The organism is Streptococcus oralis, assembly GCF_964238205.1.
Classification (GTDB): Bacteria; Bacillota; Bacilli; order Lactobacillales; family Streptococcaceae; genus Streptococcus; species Streptococcus oralis_CZ.
This window is the reverse complement of the sequence record NZ_CAXSLF010000001.1, coordinates 665-23,062: the sequence shown is the minus strand read 5'-3', so window position 1 is coordinate 23,062 and position 22,398 is coordinate 665. Positions and strand designations below refer to the sequence as shown.

Genomic DNA, 22,398 nt, shown 5'->3' with positions numbered 1-22,398 from the left:
CTATTTGTTTTAAACGTGTAAGCAAAAAACTTTTTTGTTAAGAAAATGTAAATTATCACAATCTTGTGATAAGAGGAACAGAAAAAATCCCCCTTGTTATTGCAAGAGGGAATATTATTCGTTTAGAAAACTTACTTCTTTTCAATTGGTGCTACACTGGCTAGGAGTTTTTTGAGGCCAACTTCTGGAAAATTGATTTTCAATTCTTGAGTGGATCCACTGCCTGAGACTTCCAGCACAGTTCCTTCGCCCCACTTCTTATGAAGGGCAATATCACCAATAGACCAGCTGGTTTCACTTGAAGTTGATTTTGATCCAGCAGCAAACTGTCCAAAAGGTAGTCCTTTTGATTCAATTGATCTTGGAGCTGCGTTGCGTTTACGATCTTGTAGAGCTTGAGCTAGGCTCATGCCTTGACCAAAGGCGACACCTCCACTACTATAGGATGATTTGAAGCTACTATTAGCAGGACGCGCCAAACCTTGATAAGTTAACAAATCTGAACTAATCTCATTGATAAAGCGTGTTGGGCGATTATAGTTCGTTCGACCAAATAGCAAGCGTGAGTTAGCATTGGTTAGATAAAGGATTTTCTCTGCGCGCGTGATACCGACATAGGCTAGACGGCGTTCCTCTTCTAGTTCATCCATGTCTTCTGCTGCACGACTAAGTGGAAAGACATTTTCTTCCATCCCAATCAAGAAGACAACTGGAAACTCGAGTCCCTTGGCCGCATGGAGCGTCATCAAGGTTACTTCTGATGTTTCCTGACTGCCAGAGTCTGTATCTGCAATCAAGGCCAAATCGTTCAAGAAGCGACTGAGCTTATCCAAGCCAGTTTCCTCTTCCTGATTATCTGGATTATCATCAAAGTTCTTGGTAACAGAAAGGAACTCTTCGATATTTTCAACACGAGCCTTGCTTTCCAAAGTCGCCTGGGCATTGAGAATATCTACGTAGCCTGTCTTTTCCAAGACTGCTTCCACTAACTCAGTAATGCTTAATTGATCCAGTTGCTCTCGCAAATCAAGAATCATATTGGCAAAATCCCAGATTGACTGAACTGCCTTACCTTTAATCCCTGATAACATGATGTTAGCTGAAGCATCTAGCATCGACATGTTTTGTAGGTTGGCAAAGTCACGGATTTTCTCTACTGTTCCTGGTCCAATGCCACGTTTTGGTTCATTGATAATCCGCTCAAAACTAATATTATCACTCAAATTGGCAATGAGGTTCAGATAAGCGATTATATCACGGATTTCCTTACGGCTATAGAACTTAGTTCCACCGACCATAGTATAAGGAATATTAGACTTGAGCAGAGCTTCTTCAATGGTACGAGACTGGGCATTAGTACGGTAAAGAACTGCAAAGTCCTTGTGAAGGAAGTTTTGGCTTCGACCAAGTTCATCGATGGTTTTAGCAACAAAGACAGCCTCGTCTTGTTCATCATTAGCACGATAGTAGACAATCTGTTCCCCATCCGAATTTTGAGTCCAGAGATTCTTAGGACGGCGATTTTTATTGTTTTTGATGACATCATTAGCTGCTTGGAGAATGGTTTTGGTTGAGCGGTAATTTTCCTCCAACAAAACAACTTTTGCTTTAGGATAATCCTTCTCAAAATCCAAGATATTCTGCATATCAGCACCACGCCAACCGTAGATAGACTGGTCAGCATCCCCTACTACGCAGATATTTTGGAAACGAGAAGCCAAGAGTTTAACGAGTTGATACTGAGCATGGTTGGTATCTTGGTACTCGTCAACATGAATGTACTGGAACTTCTGTTGGTAATAAGTCAAAACATCGGGATTTTGATCAAAGAGACGCAGAGTCAACATAATCAAGTCATCAAAGTCCACCGACTCTGACTGACGAAGTTCTTTCTGATAGGCCGTATAACACTTAGCTACAATTTGCGTGTACATATCTCCAGCCTGGGCAGCATAAGCAACATCGTCAATCAGATCATTCTTAGCATTGGAAATGGTTCCCAAAATAGTGCGTTCATTCCATTTTTTAGGATCCAAGTTCAACTGTTTGAGAATGCGTTTCATGAGCGTCCGCTGCTCCCCAGGATCCACAATCGTGAAATTGCGATTGTAGCCAATATGATCCGCATCGCGTCGTAGGATACGCACGCACATAGAGTGGAAGGTCGCAATCAAACAATCCTGAGTAGCTGGATTGAGTCCATAAGCACGCTCCTTCATTTCACGCGCTGCTTTATTGGTAAAGGTAATGGCCAAGATATTCCATGGGTTGACCATCTTTTCATCAATTAAGTAGGCAATACGGTGGGTTAAAACACGAGTCTTACCAGATCCCGCCCCCGCCATGATCAGCAAGGGTCCTTCTGTGGTTTGAACGGCCTCAGCTTGACGGTCATTCATTCCCTTTAATAAATCGTTCATTTTCTATTCCTTATTCTTCAAGTCAATGTTTCTATTATATCAAAAAAGTTTGAAAATAACTTTTCTTAGGAGCCTTCTGATTATTTTAGTTGGCAAGACAAGAAAAGGCTGGGACAAAAGTCCTAGCCTCTCAATTCTCTTTTGATTATCGAGCAAGACGCAGTAGTTGAGTGTGCTCTACTACGCTGATTTCATCAGCTTTTACAGCCCTACTCAACTTTGCGGAGGTGGGACGACGAAATCGAATTCTAACGAATTACCGATTTCTGTCCCACTCTCAGTAATTCTTCTATTAATCCTTTATAGACTGCAAAAGCGTCATTAGGGCTTGGGCAGAACGACGTCCTGCTTCTACGATAAATTCATCAAAGGAAACGGATGCTTCATGATTGGCATTGTCACTCATGGCGCGAACGACTAAGAAAGGTAAGTTCAAAGCCTGAGCTGCTTGAGCAATGGCTGCCCCTTCCATTTCTACAGCAAGAACTTGAGGGAAATGTTCTTTTATCGCTTTGATTTTATCTTCTCCAGCAACAAAACTGTCTCCTGTCGCAATCAAACCTAAATGCCAAGTTTGGTCCAGTTTAGACAAACTCTCTTGAATCAAGCTGATAAACTTTTTGTCTGATTCAAAATAGAGAGGCTGTTGAGCCATTTGTCCGTATTCATAACCAAAAGCAGTCACATCAACATCGTGGTAGGCAAGCTTATCTGCAATCACTACATCCCCTACTGCGATTCCACTTGCCACTGCACCAGCAGAACCAGTATTAATCACTGCATCGACTTGAAAGTGATCTGCTAAGATAGCGACACTCATCGCAGACATGACTTTACCAATACCACTCTCTACAAGTACAAGCTCAACAGAACCAATCTTACCAGTATGATAGCTATTTCCCAGAACCTTTTCCTCACTGGCATCATCCAAGTGTTGAATCAAGTAAACTAGCTCTTCTGGCATAGCTGCAATAATTCCAATTTTCATGATAGACTCCTTAAATAAATCTCATTGCTAAAATTAACAAAATCAAGAGAAAAATGACTGCAAAAAGAATCTTGTTTAATTTAGAATTAAAGACATTTCTCTTAGTATTTTCAATCCGACGACTTTTGTGAATAGAAGGTTCAACTTCGATGGTCAGTGTATCCTGGCTAAAACCATGATCTTTGGTTCGCGAATAGCCAAAATTTTGAGAAGAAGTCGGTAAAATCTTAGTTTCCTCATCATCTAGCAAGGGAGGACCTGAGATGTCCTCTCCTCGATTGGCACGTTCGATCATTTCATCTGTTAATAAAGGTTTACCCATGGGTTCCTCCACTATTTTTTTGTAATTCCCAGTACTGAATAGCCATGATAGTCTTGGCATCACAAATATCACCTGACTGAATCAGTTCTTTAGCTTGGTCAAGACTGACTTCAAGTAACTCTAAAGTCTCATCTTCATCCTGAGGACGAGGATTTTCAACTTTTGTCAAATCACTTGCCAAGTAAAGTTTTAAGCGCTCGTTACAAAATCCAATCGCAGAGTAAAAATCATAGAGAAGGCTTAATTTACCAGTATAGGCTGCTTCTTCTTCTAATTCACGAAGTGCTGCAGCTTCTGGATCTGCATTTTCACCTACTTCAAGCTTACCTGCAGGAATTTCAACAGAGACTTTTTCAATTGCCTTGCGATATTGTTTAACAAGAACAATCTTATTTTCTGGAGTGACTGCAAGGACACAAACTGCCCCATTGTGGAAAATCAAATCACGTTGCGCAGTACCTTTTCCAGAAGGTAGTACAACCTGATCTTGAACTAGCTGAAAAATAGGTCCTTTATAAATTTCTTTACGACTAAGCGTCTTTTCTTCAAATTCCATCGTTAGCTCCTATTTATTGTTAGGATGATGAGGGAGGCGAGTTGCATATTCGTCCTTATTAATTTGGCGACCTCGTCCAATAGCAATGGCATCAGCTGGAACATCCTTAGTAATGGTTGAACCTGCTCCAACAAGAGAATTATCTCCAAGCTCTACTGGAGCAATGATGGTTGAATTTGAACCAACGAAAACATTGTTACCAATAGTTGTTTTAAACTTGTGTTGACCATCGTAATTTACAGTAATGGTTCCTGCACCGAAGTTGACATCACTACCAACTTCACAGTTTCCAATGTAAGTTAAATGACCAGCTTTAGTATTTTCACCGATGCTTGAACCTTTGACTTCAACAAAGTTCCCGATATGTACATCTTTTGCAAGGCTTGAGCCTGGACGGATATGAGCATAAGGTCCAACTGTTACACCATCAGCAACCGTGCTTTCTTCAATCATCGAGTTGGTAATTACAACACTAGAACCTACTGTACTATCAACAATATAAGTTCCATTAGTCAAAACAGTTCCTGCACCAATCTTACTAGAACCTTTGAGGGTTACATTCGCTTCAATTTTAACTTCTGGAGCAATTTCAACATCGATGTCAATGTAAGTAGCTTCAGGATTCACAAAACTAACTCCATTGACCATATGTGCTTGGTTAATACGGCGACGCATAATGCCTTCAGCTGTCGCAAGGGCAACACGGTCATTAACTCCGAGACTTTCATCAAAGTCTTTCAGAGTATAGGCACCAACTTTTTCCCCTGCTTCACGGAAAATGCCGATGACATCAGTAATGTAGTATTCGCCTTGGGAATTGTTGGTGTTGATATTCTTCAAAGCTTCAAAGAGACGAGCATTATCAAAGACATAGGTTCCTGTATTGATTTCCTTGATTTGTTTTTCAAAATCAGTCGCATCCTTCTGCTCCACGATACGAAGCACTTCAGCATTCTCGTTACGAACAATACGCCCATAACCAAATGGATCTTCAGCTTCTGCAGTTAGGATTGTAGCTACGTTCTTGTGATTAACGTGGAAATCAATCAAGTTCTTTAGACTTTCACCAGTAATGAGTGGTGTATCACCAGCAATAACCAATGTTTGTCCAGAAAGTCCTTCAAGAATTGGCTCAGCCATCATAACCGCATGACCAGTTCCTAATTGCTCAGACTGTCTTACAAAATCAGTTTGACCAGCTAAAACTTGCTCCACAAGTTCTGCCTTATGACCCACAACCGTAACTGTTTTTTCAGGATTGATGGCCCCTACACTACGAAAAACATGCTCAAGCATTGAAATTCCTGCAACCTTGTGCATGACTTTTGGTAGATCTGATTTCATACGAGTACCTTTACCCGCTGCTAAAATAACTGCATAATTTGCCATATTTTTCTCTTTTCTATAGAAATTCCCTTATATTATATCATAAATTTGCTTTTTCAAACACAAAAGAGGGCAAATGCTTTAAAACATCGCATTCTCTAGATGATTTCGAGTATTTTTTTTTGATTTTTTTCACCATTTACGATACACTATAAAAGTATGAGAAAGAAAATAAATCCTGTTTTTATTTTTACTGTATTAGCTACTCTCGTGGGTATTTTAATTATCAATAGACCCAAGTTTGAAGACCATCCAGTCAAAACAAAGCAAAATCCAGTTCAAGTAGAAACTCAAGCTTTACATAATATCAACAAGCCGATTATTGATGTTTCTGGCTGGCAAAGACCATCAGAGATCAATTATGACACCTTAACTCAAAATATTTCAGGTGCAATCGTTCGGGTTCATAGTGGAGCTCAAGTTTCTGTTGAAAATGACGCTTCATTCAAAAATGGTGTTGATAAGGCTTATAAAGAACATATCACAGAATTTCAAAAACGAAATGTTCCAGTCGCTGTTTATGCCTATGTAGCTGGAAAAAATGTCGAAGAAATGGAAAAAGCTGCTGAAGCCTTTTATAACGCTGCTTCCCCTTACAACCCGAGCTACTATTGGTTAGATGTTGAAGAAAAGACTATGTCTGACATGAACCAGGGTGTTGAGGCCTTTCGTGCTAAATTAGCTTCATTGGGTGCAAAAAATATCGGTATCTATGTTGGTGTTTACTTTATGGAGGAACATAGTATCAGCGTTGAAAATTATTCAGCTATCTGGATACCTTCCTATGGAACCAACTCAGGTTACTATGAAAGTGCTCCAAAAACAGATCTTAGCTATGACCTTCACCAATACACTTCACATGGAAATCTTGGCGGATTTGAACATCACCTCGATTTGAACCTTATTTCTTCATCAAAGAACAAGGAAGAAACCTTTAGAAAATTGTTTTTAAATCCTTAATCACTATCACAATAAGCAAGTCAGACATTGCTTTCTGCTTGCTTTTCTTTATTTTTCAGTATTAAATCACTGTTTTATCTATTTAGAATATGAATCTCGGAGGACCTCTATGTTATCATGGTTATCAAAAATTATTAAGGGAATTGTAATTGCCCTAGGTTTCATTCTACCAGGGATTTCTGGTGGCGTTCTTGCCGCTATCTTGGGAATTTATGAGAGAATGATTCGATTTCTTGCCCATCCTTTTAAGAATTTAAAAGAAGATGTACTCTTTTTCCTTCCTGTCGGCATTGGAATGCTTCTAGGTATCGGACTTTTCTCCTATCCAATCGAGTATCTTTTAGAGAATTATCAAGTGTATGTATTGTGGAGTTTTGCTGGAGCTATCATTGGTACCATCCCAAGTCTTGTCAAAGAATCAACTCGTGACTCTGATAGAGACAAGGTTGACCACATATGGTTTTGGGCAACCTTCATCATCTCAGGAATCGCCCTCTATGCCTTGAATTTTGTAGTTGGTTCTCTATCTGCAAGCTTCCTAAACTTTACACTAGCTGGTTGTTTATTGGCTCTTGGGATTTTGGTTCCTGGGCTTAGTCCTTCCAATCTTCTCTTGATTCTTGGCCTTTATGGCCCTATGTTAACAGGGTTCAAGACTTTTGATTTGTTTGGAACCTTCTTACCAATTGGGATCGGACTTCTTATTACTCTGATTATTTTCTCTAAATTCATGGACTATGCTCTTCGCCTTTATCACTCACGTGTGTATCATTTTATCATTGGAATCGTACTATCAAGTACACTCTTGATCCTTATTCCAAACGCTGGTAATGCTGAAAGTATCAGTTACAGTGGTTTGTCACTAGTTTCATATGTACTGATTGCTTTCTTCTTTGCCCTAGGGATTTGGTTGGGAATCTGGATGAGTCAATTGGAGGATAAGTATAAATAATGGCAAAAAAAGTAAAAGTCAAGAAAACCTTGGTCCAACAAATTTTAACCAAGGCAGGAATAAGCCATACAGGTATTCAAATTAATGCCCTGGAAGGTGAGATGCCTCAAGGTTATGAAAAGAGTCAGATTTTCAAGACTCTAGCACTTCTGGGAGATAAGACTGGACCAATTATTGGCATCCTTCCTATCACTGAACATCTTTCTGAAAAGAAACTGGCTAAGATTTCTGGTAATAAGAAAGTCAGCATGATTCCACAAAAAGACCTAGAAAAAACAACAGGCTACATCCACGGTGCCAATAATCCAGTTGGAATCCGTCAAAAACATAACTATCCTATCTTTATCGACCAAACTGCTCTTCAACTGAATGAAATGATTGTTTCCGCAGGGGAAGTTGGTCATAGTATCATTATCAATCCTCAAGATCTAGCATCCTTTGTTAAAGCTGAATTTGCAGATATCTTGGAGGCAAGTAACACATGAAATTCTATTTTATTCGTCACGGTAAAACACTTTGGAATCTTGAGGGACGTTTTCAAGGAGCAAGCGGGGACTCTCCACTCCTTGAGGAATCTATTGAAACCTTAAAAAAATTAGGCCAATATCTTCAGGAAACTTCATTTGATGTGATTTATTCTAGTGATCTTCCTCGGGCTAAAACTTCTGCTCAAATTATCCAAAGTCAACTGAAAAACAGCTGTCCATTAGAAGAAATCCCCTCACTAAGAGAATGGCAACTTGGAAAACTTGAAGGTGCAAAATTTGCAACCTTGGAAGCCATCTATCCCGAGCAATTAAAAGCTTTTCGTACCAATCTAGCGAAGTTTGATTCGACTATGTTTAGTGCTGAGTCTGTCTATCAAACAACTCAGCGTACCATTCAATTTATCAAATCATTAGAGTCCAAACCTTTTGAACATGTTATGATTGTTGGTCACGGTGCCAATCTCACAGCCAGTATTCGAACTCTTCTAGGCTATGACACTCCACTACTTAGAAAAGATGGTGGTCTAGCAAATGCCAGTGTGACTATTGTCGAAACGGAAGACTTTAAAAACTTTAACCTCTTAGTCTGGAACGACACTTCTTATCAGAATTAGAACTGAACTTAACAATCACTGTTAAGTTCTTTTTAGATTTTGTAGAATATCCGTGAATTTATTTGACTTTTATGATAAAATGGGAGTATCGCAAAAAAGACTCATCGTATCAAGAATTGAGTAAAAACTAGGAGGAAACCATGTCAACAGAACATATGGAAGAACTAAATGACCAGCAGATCGTTCGCCGTGAAAAAATGGCTGCGCTCCGCGAACAAGGAATCGATCCATTCGGTAAACGCTTTGAACGCACTGCTAACTCAAAAGAATTAAAAGATAAATATGCTGACCTTGACAAAGAACAACTACACGATTTAAACGAGACTGCTACTATCGCTGGACGTTTGGTAACAAAGCGTGGTAAAGGTAAAGTTGGATTTGCCCACCTTCAAGACCGCGAAGGTCAAATTCAAATCTACGTTCGTAAAGACGCTGTTGGTGAAGAAAACTACGAAATCTTTAAAAAGGCTGACTTGGGAGACTTCCTTGGTGTCGAAGGGGAAGTGATGCGTACTGATATGGGAGAACTCTCTATCAAGGCGACTCACATTACACACTTGTCTAAAGCCCTTCGTCCATTGCCTGAGAAATTCCACGGACTTTCAGACGTTGAAACAATCTACCGTAAACGTTACCTTGATTTGATTTCTAACCGTGAAAGCTTTGACCGCTTCGTCACACGTTCAAAAATCATTTCTGAAATCCGTCGCTACCTCGATGCTCAAGGTTTCCTTGAAGTAGAAACACCTGTACTTCACAACGAGGCCGGTGGTGCTGCTGCCCGTCCATTTATCACTCACCACAATGCTCAAAACATTGACATGGTTCTTCGTATCGCGACTGAGCTTCACTTGAAACGCCTTATCGTTGGTGGTATGGAGCGTGTTTATGAGATTGGCCGTATCTTCCGTAACGAAGGGATGGATGCTACACATAACCCTGAGTTCACTTCTATCGAAGTTTACCAAGCATACGCAGACTTCCAAGACATCATGGACTTAACTGAAGGTATTATTCAACACGCTGCTAAAGCTGTTAAAGGCGACGGTCCAGTTATCTATCAAGGAACTGAAATCAAGATCAATGAACCATTTAAACGTGTACACATGGTTGATGCAATCAAGGAAATTACAGGTGTTGATTTCTGGAAAGATATGACTTTCGAAGAAGCTAAAGCTATCGCAGCTGAAAAGAATGTTCCTGTTGAAAAACACTATACTGAAGTTGGACACATTATCAATGCCTTCTTTGAAGAGTACGTTGAAGAAACATTGATTCAACCAACATTTGTATACGGTCACCCAGTAGCTGTATCACCACTTGCTAAGAAAAATCCAGAAGATGAGCGCTTTACAGACCGCTTTGAGCTCTTTATCATGACTAAAGAATACGGAAATGCCTTTACTGAGCTCAACGACCCAATCGACCAGCTTAGCCGTTTCGAAGCTCAAGCCAAAGCCAAAGAGCTTGGTGACGACGAAGCGACTGGCATTGACTACGACTACATCGAAGCACTTGAATACGGTATGCCACCAACAGGTGGTTTGGGAATCGGTATCGACCGTCTCTGCATGCTCCTCACAGATACAACCACTATCCGTGATGTATTGCTCTTCCCAACTATGAAATAAAAACTAAAATCTCCTAGTTATCTCTAGGAGATTTTTTAATAATAAGAAAAAGACAAACTCAATATTGAGCTTGTCTTTAAATTTTCTTATTAGAATAATCCAAGAACTGTTCCATCACTTTCAACATCCATGTTGAGAGCAGCTGGTCGTTTTGGAAGTCCAGGCATGGTCATAACGTCACCAGTAAGAGCAACGATGAAGCCTGCACCCAATTTTGGTACCAATTCACGAATAGTAATTTCAAAGTTTTCAGGGGCTCCAAGAGCATTTGGATTATCTGAGAAACTGTATTGAGTTTTAGCCATACAGATTGGCAATTTGTCCCAACCATTTTGAACGATTTGAGCGATTTGAGTTTGAGCTTTCTTCTCGAAGTTTACTTTACTTCCACGATAGATTTCAGTGACAATCTTTTCAATCTTCTCTTGAACTGAAAGGTCGTTGTCATACAAACGTGTATAGTTAGCTGGGTTTTCGTCAATTGTTTTGACGAGAGTTTCAGCCAAAGCCACTCCTCCTTCTGCTCCATCAGCCCATACGCTAGCCAATTCAACTGGAACATCGATTGAAGCACAAAGTTCTTTCAAAGCTGCGATTTCAGCTTCTGTATCAGATACAAATTCGTTAATAGCAACAACTGCTGGAATACCGAACTTACGGATATTCTCAACGTGGCGTTTCAAATTAGCAAAACCAGCACGAACAGCTTCTACATTCTCTTCTGTCAAAGCATCCTTAGCAACCCCACCATTCATCTTAAGAGCACGAAGAGTTGCAACAATGACTACTGCATCAGGAGATGTTGGCAAGTTTGGAGTTTTGATATCCAGGAATTTCTCAGCACCAAGGTCTGCACCAAAACCTGCTTCTGTCACTGTGTAATCTGCCAAGTGAAGGGCTGTAGTTGTAGCCAAGACAGAGTTACATCCGTGTGCGATATTGGCAAATGGGCCACCATGTACAAAGGCAGGTGTTCCATAGATGGTTTGAACCAAGTTCGGTTTGATAGCATCTTTCAAAATCAATGTCAAGGCACCTTCAACCTGTAGATCACCCACTGAAACAGGTGTACGGTCATAACGGTAACCAATGACGATATTGGCCAAACGACGTTTTAAATCTTCAATATCAGTTGCCAAGCAAAGGATAGCCATGATTTCTGAAGCCACAGTGATGTCAAATCCATCTTCGCGTGGAATACCATTAAGTGGACCACCAAGTCCAACTGTCACGTGACGAAGAGTGCGGTCGTTCAAGTCAACCACACGTTTCCAGAGAATACGACGCTGATCGATTCCAAGCTCATTGCCTTGATGCAAATGATTGTCAATCAAGGCAGAGAGAGCATTATTTGCAGTTGTAATAGCGTGCATATCTCCAGTAAAGTGAAGGTTAATGTCTTCCATTGGTAAAACTTGGGCATAACCACCTCCAGCAGCGCCACCTTTAATCCCCATGACTGGTCCAAGAGAAGGTTCTCGGATAGCAATCATGGTTTTCTTACCAATCTTATTCAAAGCATCAGCAAGCCCAATGGTAATGGTTGACTTACCTTCACCAGCTGGTGTTGGGTTGATAGCAGTGACTAAGATCAACTTTCCAACTGGATTTGCTTCAACTTCACGAATCTTATCAAAGCTAAGTTTAGCCTTATACTTTCCATACAATTCCAAATCGTCTGCAGAAATCTCAAATTGGTCAACGACCTCAACAATTGGTTTTAAATCAATACTCTGTGCAATTTCAATATCTGTTTTCATAATGAACTCCTCTAACCTCTGATGTGTTAATTCATTATAACACAAAACAAGATTTTTAACAGACAAAAAGCTTGATAACGTTCGTAAATATAGCGACATCAAAGGATTTACCGCCCACTATTTAAATTTTTATATGCCTTTATAAGTTTTAACTATAGTTGAAAGCTTAGATTTCACATAATATTTTATCGCTTTCATTTTACTTACTGTTCATTTTTTTGTACAATAGTTCTATGAAAATTTTAGTTACATCTGGTGGTACAAGCGAGGCAATAGATCGAGTTCGCTCCATTACCAATCACTCTACTGGTAGACTTGGTAAAGTAATAACTGAGACTTTACTAAAAGCTGGTCACCAAGTTTGTCTAATTACTACGCGACAAGCACTAAAACCAGAACTACACCCGAATTTGACTATGATTGAAATCAAAAACACTTCCGATTTACTCCAAGAGATGAAACGGATTGTCCCTGATTATCAAGTCTTGATTCATTCAATGGCTGTTTCTGACTACAGCCCAGTTTACATGACAGGTCTTGACCAAGTTCAAGCAAGCCAAGATTTAAATGAATTTTTACATAAGAAAAATATGGAATCAAAGATCTCCTCTAAGGATGAGGTGCAAGTCCTATTTCTCAAGAAAAATCCAAAGATCATCTCTCTTGTTAAAGAATGGAATCCAAGTATCCATCTCATTGGCTTTAAACTCCTTGTCGATGTTACTAAGGAGCATCTGATTCAAATCGCTAGAGAAAGTCTTGTAAAGAATCAAGCTGACTTGATTGTCGCTAATGACCTCACTCAGATTAATGCTGATCAACACCTGGCTTATCTAGTAGAGAAAAAAGATTATCAGATTGCTGCCAGCAAACAAGAAATTGCTGACTTATTAGTGGAAAAAATTCAGGGATTTGATCGTTAGAAAGGAAAATTATGGCTCGTATTACACTCGCTGTGACAGGCTCTATCGCCTCTTACAAGGCTGCTGATTTGGTAAGTGGCTTGAAGAAACAAGGGCATTCTGTTACTGTACTCATGACCCAGGCTGCGACTGCCTTTATTCAACCTTTAACCCTTCAAGTCTTATCTCAAAATACCGTACATCTCGATCTTATGCAGGAACCTTCTCCTGATAAAGTCAATCATATCGAGCTAGGCAAAGAAACAGATTTGTTTATCCTTGCCCCTGCAACCGCTAATACGATTGCGAAAGTCGCGCACGGTTTGGCTGATAATATGGTAACTGCTACTGCTCTTGCCTTGCCACACTACGTTCCAAAACTAGTAGCACCTGCTATGAATGCCAAAATGTATGACCATCCAGCAACTCAAACAAACCTAAAAACTTTAGAAACTTATGGTTATACAATTATTGCTCCAAAAGAGTCCCTACTGGCCTGTGGCGATGTAGGACGGGGTGCTCTTGCTGATCTTGATACTATTTTACAACAGATAAAGGAAAAACTTCATGAACAAACGCTCTAATATTGCTCCAATTGCTATCTTTTTTGCCAGCATGATCGTCATTCATCTGCTGAGCTCTATTGTCTTTAATGTCTTGCCATTTCCAATTAAACCAACCATTGTCCATATTCCAGTCATCATTGCTAGTATCATCTACGGGCCACGGATTGGAGCCATCTTAGGTTTCTTGATGGGGATGATTAGCTTGACAGTCAATACAATCACAATTCTCCCAACCAGCTACCTTTTCTCTCCATTTGTACCAAACGGTAACATCTACTCCCTAGTTATTGCGATTGTACCACGCATCCTTATTGGTTTAACTCCATACTTTGTCTATAAACTCCTCAAAAACAAGGCGGGGCTTATCTTCGCTGGAGCACTCGGTTCCCTCACAAATACTGTATTTGTACTAGGCGGTATCTTCTTCCTCTTTGGAAATGTTTTTGATGGAAATATCCAGAAACTATTAGCTACTGTTATCTCAACAAATTCTATCGCAGAACTCATAATCTCAGCAATACTGACCCTAGTTATTGTTCCGAGACTTGAAAAAATCAAAAAATAAGAGGTCGGGAAAATCCCGGCCTCGATTTTTATTTGCCCTAAGTAACTGACTTTGTATTTAATTAAGATTACAGACTTCTAAAAGTCCCTTTGACGAGACTATCTAAAAGCATGATTGTAAAGACTTACTGATATGGGAAAAGGCTTCAATCTTGGAAAAATAATTACTTTCCCACAGCCTTTTATCGACTTATTATTGGGCTAGACGTGCTTCTTCTAAAATCTTTTCAATCTTTGTTGTCAGCAAATCAATAGCTACTGTGTTGGTTACTCCTTCTGGAATAACGATATCTGCATAACGCTTTGTTGGCTCAATAAATTGATGATACATGGGTTTTACCACACCAAGATACTGGTCAATAACGCTATCCAGGCTACGACCACGTTCTTCCATATCACGTTTAATACGGCGAATGATACGAACATCATCATCTGTATCTACGAAAATCTTGATATCCATCAAATCACGAAGTCGTTTGTCCTCCAAAACCAAGATTCCTTCTACGATAAAGACATCCTGAGGTTCTTGACGATAAGTTTTAGAACTTCTGGTATGGGCAGCATAATCATAGGTAGGAATATCAACTGGACGACCTGCCAACAACTCTTTGATTTGCTCAATCATCAAATCAGTATCAAAAGCAAAAGGATGGTCATAGTTGGTCTTAATACGCTCTTCAAAGGTTAGATGAGATTGATCTTTATAGTAGGAATCATGCTCAATCATAGAGATTTTTTCATTTGGAAAATGCGACAAGATTGCTTTAGATACGCTTGTCTTTCCTCCTCCAGATCCACCTGTTACTCCGATAATGATTGGTCTATTTTGCATTGTAGCCTCCTTGTTTTTTCCCTTGTCTATTTTACCATATTTTTGATAAATTTTACAGATGGAGTTTTCTACAAAATAGAAGAAAAAATCCTCATAGCTAGAAGCTACAAGGATTTGTAATTGATTAATCGAAGTTAACGTATTCTTTAGAAAGTTCAAGAACTTCTTCCATTGTTGAACATTCAGTAAGAGCACGGTTAGCGTATTCTTGCATTTTAGCAGTGTCGAGTTTCTTCATCAAGCTACGTGTACGAAGTACAGATGTTGCTGACATAGAGAACTCATCCAAGCCCATTCCGACAAGAAGTGGAACAGCTGTTTGGTCACCAGCCATTTCACCACACATACCAGCCCATTTACCTTCAGCGTGAGCTGCTTTGATAACGTTATTGATCAAACGAAGGATTGATGGGTTGTATGGTTGGTAAAGGTATGAAACTTGTTCGTTCATACGGTCTGCCGCCATTGTGTATTGGATCAAATCGTTTGTACCAATTGAGAAGAAATCAACTTCTTTTGCAAATTGGTCTGCGAGCATAGCTGCTGCAGGAATTTCGATCATGATACCAACTTGGATGTCATCCGCAACTGCAACACCTTCAGCAAGAAGGTTAGCTTTTTCTTCATCGAAGACTGCTTTAGCTGCACGGAATTCTTTCAAAAGCGCAACCATCGGGAACATGATACGCAATTGACCGTGTACAGAAGCACGAAGAAGAGCACGGATTTGAGTGCGGAACATTGCATCTCCTGTTTCAGAGATAGAAATACGAAGAGCACGGAATCCAAGGAATGGGTTCATTTCATGTGGCATATCGAAGTAAGGAAGTTCCTTGTCACCACCGATATCCATTGTACGGACAACAACTGGTTTACCGTTCATTCCTTCAAGAACAGCCTTGTATGCTTCGTACTGCTCGTCTTCAGTTGGGAAGTCTTGAGAATCCATGTACAAGAACTCTGTACGGTAAAGACCTACAGCTTCTGCACCGTTGTCATTAACACCTTCAACGTCTTTCGGAGTACCAATGTTTGCTGCCAATTCGAAGTGTTTACCATCAGCAGTAACAGTTTGAGCATCCTTCAAGAGTGCCCATTCAGCTTTTTGTTGAGCGTAAGCTTCACCAGCTGCTTTAAATTCAGCCGCTTGTTCTTCAGTCGGGTTGATAATCACTTCACCTGTAATACCATTAACGGCAAGTAGGTCACCATCTTTAACGATTTCAGTGATATTGTTTGTACCCAAAACTGCAGCGATTTCAAGTGTACGAGCCATGATAGCTGAGTGACTTGTACGACCACCAATGTTTGTTACAAAAGCTTTAACAAAGTTTTTGTCCAATTGAGCTGTATCAGATGGAGTCAAGTCGTGAGCAATCACGATTACTTCTTCATTGATAGAAGCTGGGTTTGGCAATTTTTTACCAAGGAGGTTAGCTAATACACGTTTTGTTACGTCGCGGATATCCGCTGCACGTTCTTGCATGTATGGGTTGTCTTCCATGCCTTCAAAGATTGTGATAAACATGTCTGTAACTTCTTTCAGACCTGCTTCTGCATTCACTTTTTTAGCACGGATAGTTTCTTTGATTTGACCGATCAATTCAGGGTCAGCAAGAACCATCAAGTGGGCGTCAAATACTTGTGCCGCTTCTTCACCAAGCGTACCTACAGCCTTCTCGCGGATAAGAGAAAGCTCGTTTTGAGAAGCTTCAAGAGCAACATCCAAACGAGCCTCTTCTGCATTTGTATCTTCGACTGTAACAGTCTCGAATGATAAATCCGGTTGAACGAGTAGATATGCTTTTGCAACTGCAACACCGTCAGATGCTGCGATTCCTTTAAGCATTTCTGTCATTTCCTTATGCCAATCCTTCTTTTTCCATTGTTTCTGAGATAGCAGCGATAGCGTCATCAGCGTCTGCACCTTCAGCAGTGATTGTAACGTCAGCACCTTGACCAACACCAAGGCTCATTACACCCATGATAGATTTAAGGTTAACTGATTTACCTTTGTACTCAAGAGTGATATCTGAAGCAAATTTGCTAGCAGTTTGTACCAACAATGTTGCTGGACGTGCGTGAATACCTGTTTCTGCCACTACGTGGAAATCTTTAGAAGCCATAGTTTGACTCTCCTTTAATAGTTTTCTTGTTGAGTTACATATCTGATAACCCTTACAATTTAGTATTATATCACCTTCATTGATATTTTTCAAGTATTTTATGGACTTTCTTCAATTTCCTTTCAGATAACTTGCTGAAAATCTTCTATTAAGTTTAGCAAAACACAGTATGTAGTTTTTGTCGAGACACCTATAATGAAATCATTGCTTTTTCTGTCGTTGTTTCTCAATACTACACTATATATTGTGTTTGTTAGTAAAATAGGTAAAATAAGTACACAAGATTTAGTTTTAGAAAGTTGACAAAGTTTTTTTTTCTGATATACTAAGAAAGTAATAAAATTTTAAAGAGGAGTTACAGAAATGGTAACCGTATATTCTAAAAACAACTGTGTCCAATGTAAAATGACGAAACGTTTTTTAGACAGTAATAATGTTGAATATAAAGAAATCAATCTTGATGAACAACCTGAATACATTGATCAAGTAAAAGAGCTTGGCTTTAGTGCTGCTCCTATTATTCAGACACCAACAGAAGTTTTCTCTGGTTTCCAACCAAGTAAACTCAAACAACTTGCTTAAGAATCAGGACAAAAGCTTCTATGTCTACCTTAGAAGCCTTTCTTTTGTAATTAGATAAAGGAATTTTTATGGGATTAAAACAACTTGAAGATGTGACTTACTTCCGTCTTAATAATGAAATTAACCGTCCTGTTAATGGACAAATTATGCTTCACAAAGACAAGGAAGCTTTAGAAGCCTTCTTTAAAGAAAATGTTGTACCAAATACAATGGTTTTTAACTCAATTGCGGATAAAATCAACTTCCTCATTGAGCATAACTACATTGAGACAGCATTTATCAAGAAATACCGTCCAGAATTTTTGGAAGAACTACACCAATTTATCATGGATCAAAACTTCCAATTTAAGTCTTTCATGGCTGCCTATAAATTCTATAATCAGTATGCTCTGAAAACTAATGACGGAGAATACTACCTTGAAAGCATGGAAGACCGTGTCTTCTTTAATGCCCTTTACTTCGCGGATGGTGATGAAGCGATTGCTATTGATATTGCCAACGAAATCATCCACCAACGTTATCAACCTGCTACTCCTTCTTTCTTGAACGCAGGTCGTGCTCGTCGTGGTGAGTTGGTATCTTGCTTCTTGATCCAGGTAACAGATGATATGAACTCTATCGGACGTTCTATCAACTCAGCTCTTCAACTTTCACGTATCGGTGGTGGCGTAGGAATTTCCCTCAGCAACCTTCGTGAAGCTGGAGCTCCTATCAAAGGCTATGAGGGTGCTGCTTCTGGTGTCGTACCAGTTATGAAGCTTTTCGAAGACAGCTTCTCTTACTCTAACCAACTCGGTCAACGTCAAGGTGCTGGGGTTGTTTACCTCAATGTCTTCCACCCAGATATCATCGCCTTCCTTTCAACTAAGAAGGAAAACGCCGATGAAAAAGTGCGTGTCAAGACCCTTTCACTTGGTGTTGTGGTTCCAGATAAATTCTACGAATTAGCACGTAAAAATGAAGAAATGTACTTATTTAGCCCATATTCTGTAGAAAAAGAGTATGGCGTACCTTTCAACTACATCGACATCACAGAAAAATACGATGAATTAGTTGCAAATCCAAATATCCGTAAGACAAAAATCAAGGCGCGTGATTTGGAAACTGAAATTTCTAAATTGCAACAGGAATCTGGCTATCCTTATGTCGTTAACATTGATACTGCTAACCGTGCAAATCCAGTTGATGGTAAGATTATCATGAGCAACTTGTGTTCAGAGATTCTTCAAGTCCAAGAACCAAGTCTTATCAACGATGCTCAAGAATTCCTAAAAATGGGTACTGATGTCTCATGTAACCTTGGTTCAACAAACGTGGTCAACATGATGACTTCACCTGACTTTGGTCGCTCCATCCGTGCTATGGTTCGTGCCCTTACTTTCGTTACAGATAGTTCACACATCGTCGCTGTTCCTACTATCGACCACGGAAACAGCCAAGCTCATACATTTGGACTTGGAGCTATGGGACTTCACAGCTATCTTGCTCAACAATTGATCGAATACGGATCACCTGAGTCTGTTGAATTTACAAGCATCTACTTTATGCTTATGAACTACTGGACCTTGGTTGAGTCAAACAATATCGCACGTGAACGTGGTGTTACCTTCCACAACTTTGACAAATCAGACTATGCTAACGGAAGCTATTTTGATAAGTATTTAACTGGCGAATTCCTTCCAAAATCAGACCGTGTTAAAGAGCTCTTCAAAGATATCTTTATTCCTACTGCTGCTGACTGGGCTGAACTTCGTGATAAAGTTAAAGCAGATGGACTTTACCACCAAAACCGCCTTGCTGTAGCGCCAAATGGTTCTATTAGCTACATCAACGATGTTTCTGCTTCTATTCACCCAATTACGCAACGTATCGAAGAACGTCAAGAGAAGAAAATTGGTAAGATCTACTATCCTGCTGCTGGTTTGTCAACAGAAACAATTCCTTACTACACTTCTGCTTATGACATGGATATGCGTAAGGTCATTGATGTTTATGCTGCTGCGACTGAGCACGTGGACCAAGGACTTTCACTCACACTTTTCATGCGTAGTGATATTCCAACGGGCCTTTACGAATGGAAGAAAGAAAACAAACAAACGACACGTGACTTGTCTATCCTTCGTAACTATGCCTTCAATAAAGGTATCAAGTCTATCTACTACGTCCGTACCTTTACAGATGATGGTGGAGAAGTCGGTGCTAACCAATGCGAGAGCTGTGTGATTTAATTCAACTCTCAAAAAAATACATTTACTTAATCCATTAAACGAAACGTATTTTGCTGATAGAATCATGTAAGAACATAAAAGTCGGGCTACCGACTTTTTGTTCGATTATAGCATAGAATTATGATAAAATAAGAATGATTATGTTATCGCATTACTACACACAGAAAGAGATTTCAAATGAAAACTTACTACAAAGCCATTAACTGGAATGCCATCGAAGATGTCATTGACAAATCAACCTGGGAAAAGCTGACTGAGCAGTTTTGGCTCGATACGCGTATCCCCTTGTCAAATGACCTAGACGACTGGAGAAAGCTTTCTAACAAGGAAAAAGACCTTGTTGGTAAAGTTTTTGGAGGTTTAACCCTTCTTGATACCATGCAATCAGAAACTGGTGTTCAAGCCCTTCGTGCTGATATTCGTACGCCTCACGAGGAAGCTGTTTTTAACAATATCCAATTTATGGAATCTGTTCATGCTAAGTCTTACTCTTCTATCTTTTCTACCTTGAATACTAAGTCAGAAATCGAAGAGATTTTCGAATGGACCAACACCAATCCATATCTTCAGAAAAAAGCTGAAATTATCAATGAAATCTATCTAAACGGAACTCCACTAGAAAAGAAAGTAGCTAGTGTTTTCCTTGAAACCTTCCTTTTCTACTCTGGTTTCTTCACACCACTCTACTATCTTGGAAACAACAAGTTGGCCAACGTGGCAGAAATTATCAAATTGATTATTCGTGATGAATCAGTTCATGGAACCTACATCGGTTATAAATTCCAACTCGGTTTCAATGAATTGCCTGAAGAAGAGCAAGAAGAACTCAAAGAATGGATGTACGACCTTCTCTATACTCTTTATGAGAATGAAGAAGGCTATACAGAGAGCCTCTATGACGAAGTCGGATGGACCGAAGAGGTTAAAACCTTCCTTCGCTATAATGCAAATAAAGCTCTTATGAACTTGGGGCAAGATCCTCTCTTCCCTGATTCAGCTGACGATGTCAACCCGATCGTTATGAACGGGATTTCAACTGGTACATCAAACCACGACTTCTTCTCTCAAGTTGGTAATGGTTATCTACTTGGCGAAGTTGAAGCTATGCAGGATGATGACTATAACTATGGACTAAATTAATACCTAACCTAAAAAACATCTAAGTTTATTTACAAACTAGATGTTTTTTTTTGTTTATTTTTGTTTTCTTTAAGTTGCTTAGCTGTTTAAAATATGATAAAATAATATTAGATTTGGGGGTGGTTCAATGCTGAAGCAAGAAAAATTAGATACTATTTTAGACATTGTTAATACAAAAGGAACTATCACTGTTAAAGAGATTATGAATCGCCTTGATATTTCCGATATGACAGCTAGACGATATTTACAAGAGTTAGCAGATAAGGATTTGCTGGTTCGAGTTCATGGAGGAGCTGAAAAACTTCGAACAGGTTCCTTATTAAATAATGAGCGTTCTAACGTTGAAAAACAAGGGCTACAAACAGCAGAAAAACAAGAAATTGCTCGCTATGCAGGTCACTTAGTTGAAGAAAGAGAAACTATTTTCATTGGTCCAGGTACCACATTAGAATTCTTTGCGCGTGAACTTCCTATCGATAACATTCGTGTTGTTACCAATAGTTTGCCTGTATTTCTCATTCTAAACGAGCGTAAGCTAACTGATCTCATTCTAATCGGTGGTAATTATCGTTCAATTACTGGAGCATTTGTAGGTACTTTAACCCTTCAAGATATCGCTAGTTTGCAATTTTCAAAAGCCTTCGTTAGTTGTAATGGTATCAAGGATCATGCTATCGCTACTTTTAGTGAAGACGAAGGTGAAGCACAGAAATTAGCACTAGAAAACGCCAATAAAAAATATCTCCTAGCTGACCATAGCAAATTTGATAAATTTGATTTCTTCACATTTTACAATATCTCAGATATCGACACCATTATCACTGATTCAAAATTAAGTGACCAAATACTCCAATCACTGTCTAAACAAACTAAAATTATCAAGTCAAAATCTTAAACTCTACAACTAGTCATAGAATTTAGAAGCTACTACTAATTCCATGGCTAGTTTTTTATTTTGCAAAAATTATAAGAAGTTCTCGAAATGTTTATAGATATTTCCAAAGCAAAAATATAATCGAACGAAAAAAACCTGAAAGTTATATCTTTCAGGTTTTTTGATCGGAATAATCAACTAATAGAATCGTTAGAAGATTTATTCTTCATCATCACGCTTACGACGTTTAGCCACTAATCCTAATCCAGTTAGACCTGCTACAACTCCAAGGAGAGCATTTGCAGCTGAAGCAGTTTCACCTGTATTTGGTAATTGCTTACGGGCCTTAGTGGTATCAGTTTGAGGAGCTAGACTTGTTGAATGAATCATAGATACTGATGTGCTTGCTGACTCTGAGGCGCTTGTGCTTGCTGATTCAGAAGCTGATGTTGACGCTGATTCTGAAGCTGATGTTGACGCTGATTCTGACGCACTTGTTGATGCTGA

At 39.4% G+C, this 22,398-nt stretch carries 22 protein-coding genes; 12 read left to right on the top strand and 10 right to left on the bottom strand.

The features are described 5' to 3' along the window. Nucleotides 1-131: 131 nt before the first annotated feature. The 5 genes from pcrA to glmU form a co-directional block, all read right to left on the bottom strand. The gene (gene pcrA / locus ACESOD_RS00115) at nucleotides 132-2,420 is read right to left on the bottom strand and encodes a DNA helicase PcrA (RefSeq protein ID WP_373093280.1); all 2,289 of its coding nucleotides are present in this window, start codon (nucleotides 2,418-2,420) and stop codon (nucleotides 132-134) included. Between the two features lie 292 nt (nucleotides 2,421-2,712). Beyond that, complete coding sequence (locus ACESOD_RS00110; RefSeq protein ID WP_373093278.1) at nucleotides 2,713-3,408, bottom strand: 5'-methylthioadenosine/adenosylhomocysteine nucleosidase; 696 nt, start codon at nucleotides 3,406-3,408, stop codon at nucleotides 2,713-2,715. A 10-nt stretch (nucleotides 3,409-3,418) separates the two neighbouring features. Continuing rightward, on the bottom strand, nucleotides 3,419-3,730 hold the full coding sequence (gene macP, locus ACESOD_RS00105; protein ID WP_000517859.1) for a cell wall synthase accessory phosphoprotein MacP: 312 nt from the start codon (nucleotides 3,728-3,730) through the stop codon (nucleotides 3,419-3,421). After that, nucleotides 3,723-4,286 carry an NUDIX hydrolase gene (locus tag ACESOD_RS00100; protein WP_049509527.1) on the bottom strand — a complete coding sequence of 188 codons (564 nt, stop codon included), beginning with the start codon at nucleotides 4,284-4,286 and terminating at the stop codon, nucleotides 3,723-3,725. The genes macP and ACESOD_RS00100 overlap by 8 nt, the downstream gene beginning before the upstream one ends. A 9-nt stretch (nucleotides 4,287-4,295) precedes the next feature. Next, a complete protein-coding gene (gene glmU / locus ACESOD_RS00095) occupies nucleotides 4,296-5,675 on the bottom strand; it encodes a bifunctional UDP-N-acetylglucosamine diphosphorylase/glucosamine-1-phosphate N-acetyltransferase GlmU (protein WP_049509529.1) in 1,380 nt (459 codons plus the stop codon). Nucleotides 5,676-5,831: 156 nt separating this feature from the next. On the opposite strand from glmU, the gene ACESOD_RS00090 reads away from it, so the two are divergent. The 5 genes from ACESOD_RS00090 (at nucleotide 5,832) to lysS (ending at nucleotide 10,317) form a co-directional block, all read left to right on the top strand. Next, entirely contained in the window at nucleotides 5,832-6,632 is an 801-nt protein-coding gene (locus tag ACESOD_RS00090; RefSeq protein ID WP_373093275.1) for a glycoside hydrolase family 25 protein, read from the top strand. Between the two features lie 109 nt (nucleotides 6,633-6,741). Further along, nucleotides 6,742-7,584 carry a DUF368 domain-containing protein gene (locus ACESOD_RS00085; protein ID WP_000954130.1) on the top strand — a complete coding sequence of 281 codons (843 nt, stop codon included), beginning with the start codon at nucleotides 6,742-6,744 and terminating at the stop codon, nucleotides 7,582-7,584. Then, nucleotides 7,584-8,069 (top strand): aminoacyl-tRNA deacylase, encoded by a 486-nt coding sequence (locus ACESOD_RS00080; protein ID WP_373093274.1) that lies wholly within the window; start codon nucleotides 7,584-7,586, stop codon nucleotides 8,067-8,069. The genes ACESOD_RS00085 and ACESOD_RS00080 overlap by 1 nt, the downstream gene beginning before the upstream one ends. After that, nucleotides 8,066-8,686: a histidine phosphatase family protein gene (locus tag ACESOD_RS00075; protein ID WP_373093272.1), complete on the top strand. Its 621-nt coding sequence runs from the start codon at nucleotides 8,066-8,068 to the stop codon at nucleotides 8,684-8,686. The genes ACESOD_RS00080 and ACESOD_RS00075 overlap by 4 nt, the downstream gene beginning before the upstream one ends. 140 nt (nucleotides 8,687-8,826) lie before the next feature. Further along, nucleotides 8,827-10,317, top strand: a complete 1,491-nt coding sequence (gene lysS / locus ACESOD_RS00070; protein WP_373093270.1) for a lysine--tRNA ligase — start codon at nucleotides 8,827-8,829, stop codon at nucleotides 10,315-10,317. 89 nt (nucleotides 10,318-10,406) lie between these two features. On the opposite strand, the gene ACESOD_RS00065 is transcribed toward lysS, so the two are convergent. Further along, nucleotides 10,407-12,077 (bottom strand): formate--tetrahydrofolate ligase, encoded by a 1,671-nt coding sequence (locus ACESOD_RS00065; protein WP_373093269.1) that lies wholly within the window; start codon nucleotides 12,075-12,077, stop codon nucleotides 10,407-10,409. Nucleotides 12,078-12,310: 233 nt separating this feature from the next. Between ACESOD_RS00065 and coaB the strand changes: the two genes are divergently transcribed. The 3 genes from coaB to ACESOD_RS00050 are packed head-to-tail and all read left to right on the top strand — an operon-like array spanning nucleotide 12,311 to nucleotide 14,110. Then, complete coding sequence (coaB, locus tag ACESOD_RS00060) at nucleotides 12,311-13,000, top strand: phosphopantothenate--cysteine ligase (RefSeq protein ID WP_373093268.1); 690 nt, start codon at nucleotides 12,311-12,313, stop codon at nucleotides 12,998-13,000. A gap of 11 nt (nucleotides 13,001-13,011) precedes the next feature. After that, the gene (coaC, locus tag ACESOD_RS00055) at nucleotides 13,012-13,563 is read left to right on the top strand and encodes a phosphopantothenoylcysteine decarboxylase (protein ID WP_373093266.1); all 552 of its coding nucleotides are present in this window, start codon (nucleotides 13,012-13,014) and stop codon (nucleotides 13,561-13,563) included. Further along, nucleotides 13,547-14,110, top strand: a complete 564-nt coding sequence (locus ACESOD_RS00050; RefSeq protein ID WP_001042711.1) for an ECF transporter S component — start codon at nucleotides 13,547-13,549, stop codon at nucleotides 14,108-14,110. Before coaC ends, ACESOD_RS00050 begins: the two co-directional genes overlap by 17 nt. 192 nt (nucleotides 14,111-14,302) lie before the next feature. Here the strand turns inward: ACESOD_RS00050 and udk are convergent, their stop codons facing one another. From udk to ACESOD_RS00035, 3 genes are all read right to left on the bottom strand, one after another. After that, complete coding sequence (gene udk / locus ACESOD_RS00045; protein WP_007555045.1) at nucleotides 14,303-14,941, bottom strand: uridine kinase; 639 nt, start codon at nucleotides 14,939-14,941, stop codon at nucleotides 14,303-14,305. Nucleotides 14,942-15,065: 124 nt separating this feature from the next. Continuing rightward, entirely contained in the window at nucleotides 15,066-16,799 is a 1,734-nt protein-coding gene (gene ptsP, locus ACESOD_RS00040; protein WP_025171271.1) for a phosphoenolpyruvate--protein phosphotransferase, read from the bottom strand. A 4-nt stretch (nucleotides 16,800-16,803) separates the two neighbouring features. After that, nucleotides 16,804-17,067 (bottom strand): phosphocarrier protein HPr, encoded by a 264-nt coding sequence (locus ACESOD_RS00035; RefSeq protein ID WP_000146952.1) that lies wholly within the window; start codon nucleotides 17,065-17,067, stop codon nucleotides 16,804-16,806. A gap of 363 nt (nucleotides 17,068-17,430) precedes the next feature. Between ACESOD_RS00035 and nrdH the strand changes: the two genes are divergently transcribed. The 4 genes from nrdH (at nucleotide 17,431) to ACESOD_RS00015 (ending at nucleotide 21,912) form a co-directional block, all read left to right on the top strand. Beyond that, nucleotides 17,431-17,649: a glutaredoxin-like protein NrdH gene (gene nrdH, locus ACESOD_RS00030; protein ID WP_049509546.1), complete on the top strand. Its 219-nt coding sequence runs from the start codon at nucleotides 17,431-17,433 to the stop codon at nucleotides 17,647-17,649. A 68-nt stretch (nucleotides 17,650-17,717) separates the two neighbouring features. Beyond that, a complete protein-coding gene (gene nrdE, locus ACESOD_RS00025; RefSeq protein ID WP_049509548.1) occupies nucleotides 17,718-19,877 on the top strand; it encodes a class 1b ribonucleoside-diphosphate reductase subunit alpha in 2,160 nt (719 codons plus the stop codon). 177 nt (nucleotides 19,878-20,054) lie between these two features. After that, nucleotides 20,055-21,017, top strand: coding sequence for a class 1b ribonucleoside-diphosphate reductase subunit beta (nrdF, locus tag ACESOD_RS00020; protein ID WP_000861167.1), 963 nt, complete (start codon nucleotides 20,055-20,057; stop codon nucleotides 21,015-21,017). Between the two features lie 127 nt (nucleotides 21,018-21,144). Beyond that, nucleotides 21,145-21,912, top strand: coding sequence for a DeoR/GlpR family DNA-binding transcription regulator (locus tag ACESOD_RS00015; RefSeq protein WP_373093263.1), 768 nt, complete (start codon nucleotides 21,145-21,147; stop codon nucleotides 21,910-21,912). 198 nt (nucleotides 21,913-22,110) lie between these two features. Here the strand turns inward: ACESOD_RS00015 and ACESOD_RS00010 are convergent, their stop codons facing one another. Further along, a complete protein-coding gene (locus tag ACESOD_RS00010) occupies nucleotides 22,111-22,281 on the bottom strand; it encodes an LPXTG cell wall anchor domain-containing protein (protein WP_373093262.1) in 171 nt (56 codons plus the stop codon). Nucleotides 22,282-22,398 lie beyond the last annotated feature (117 nt).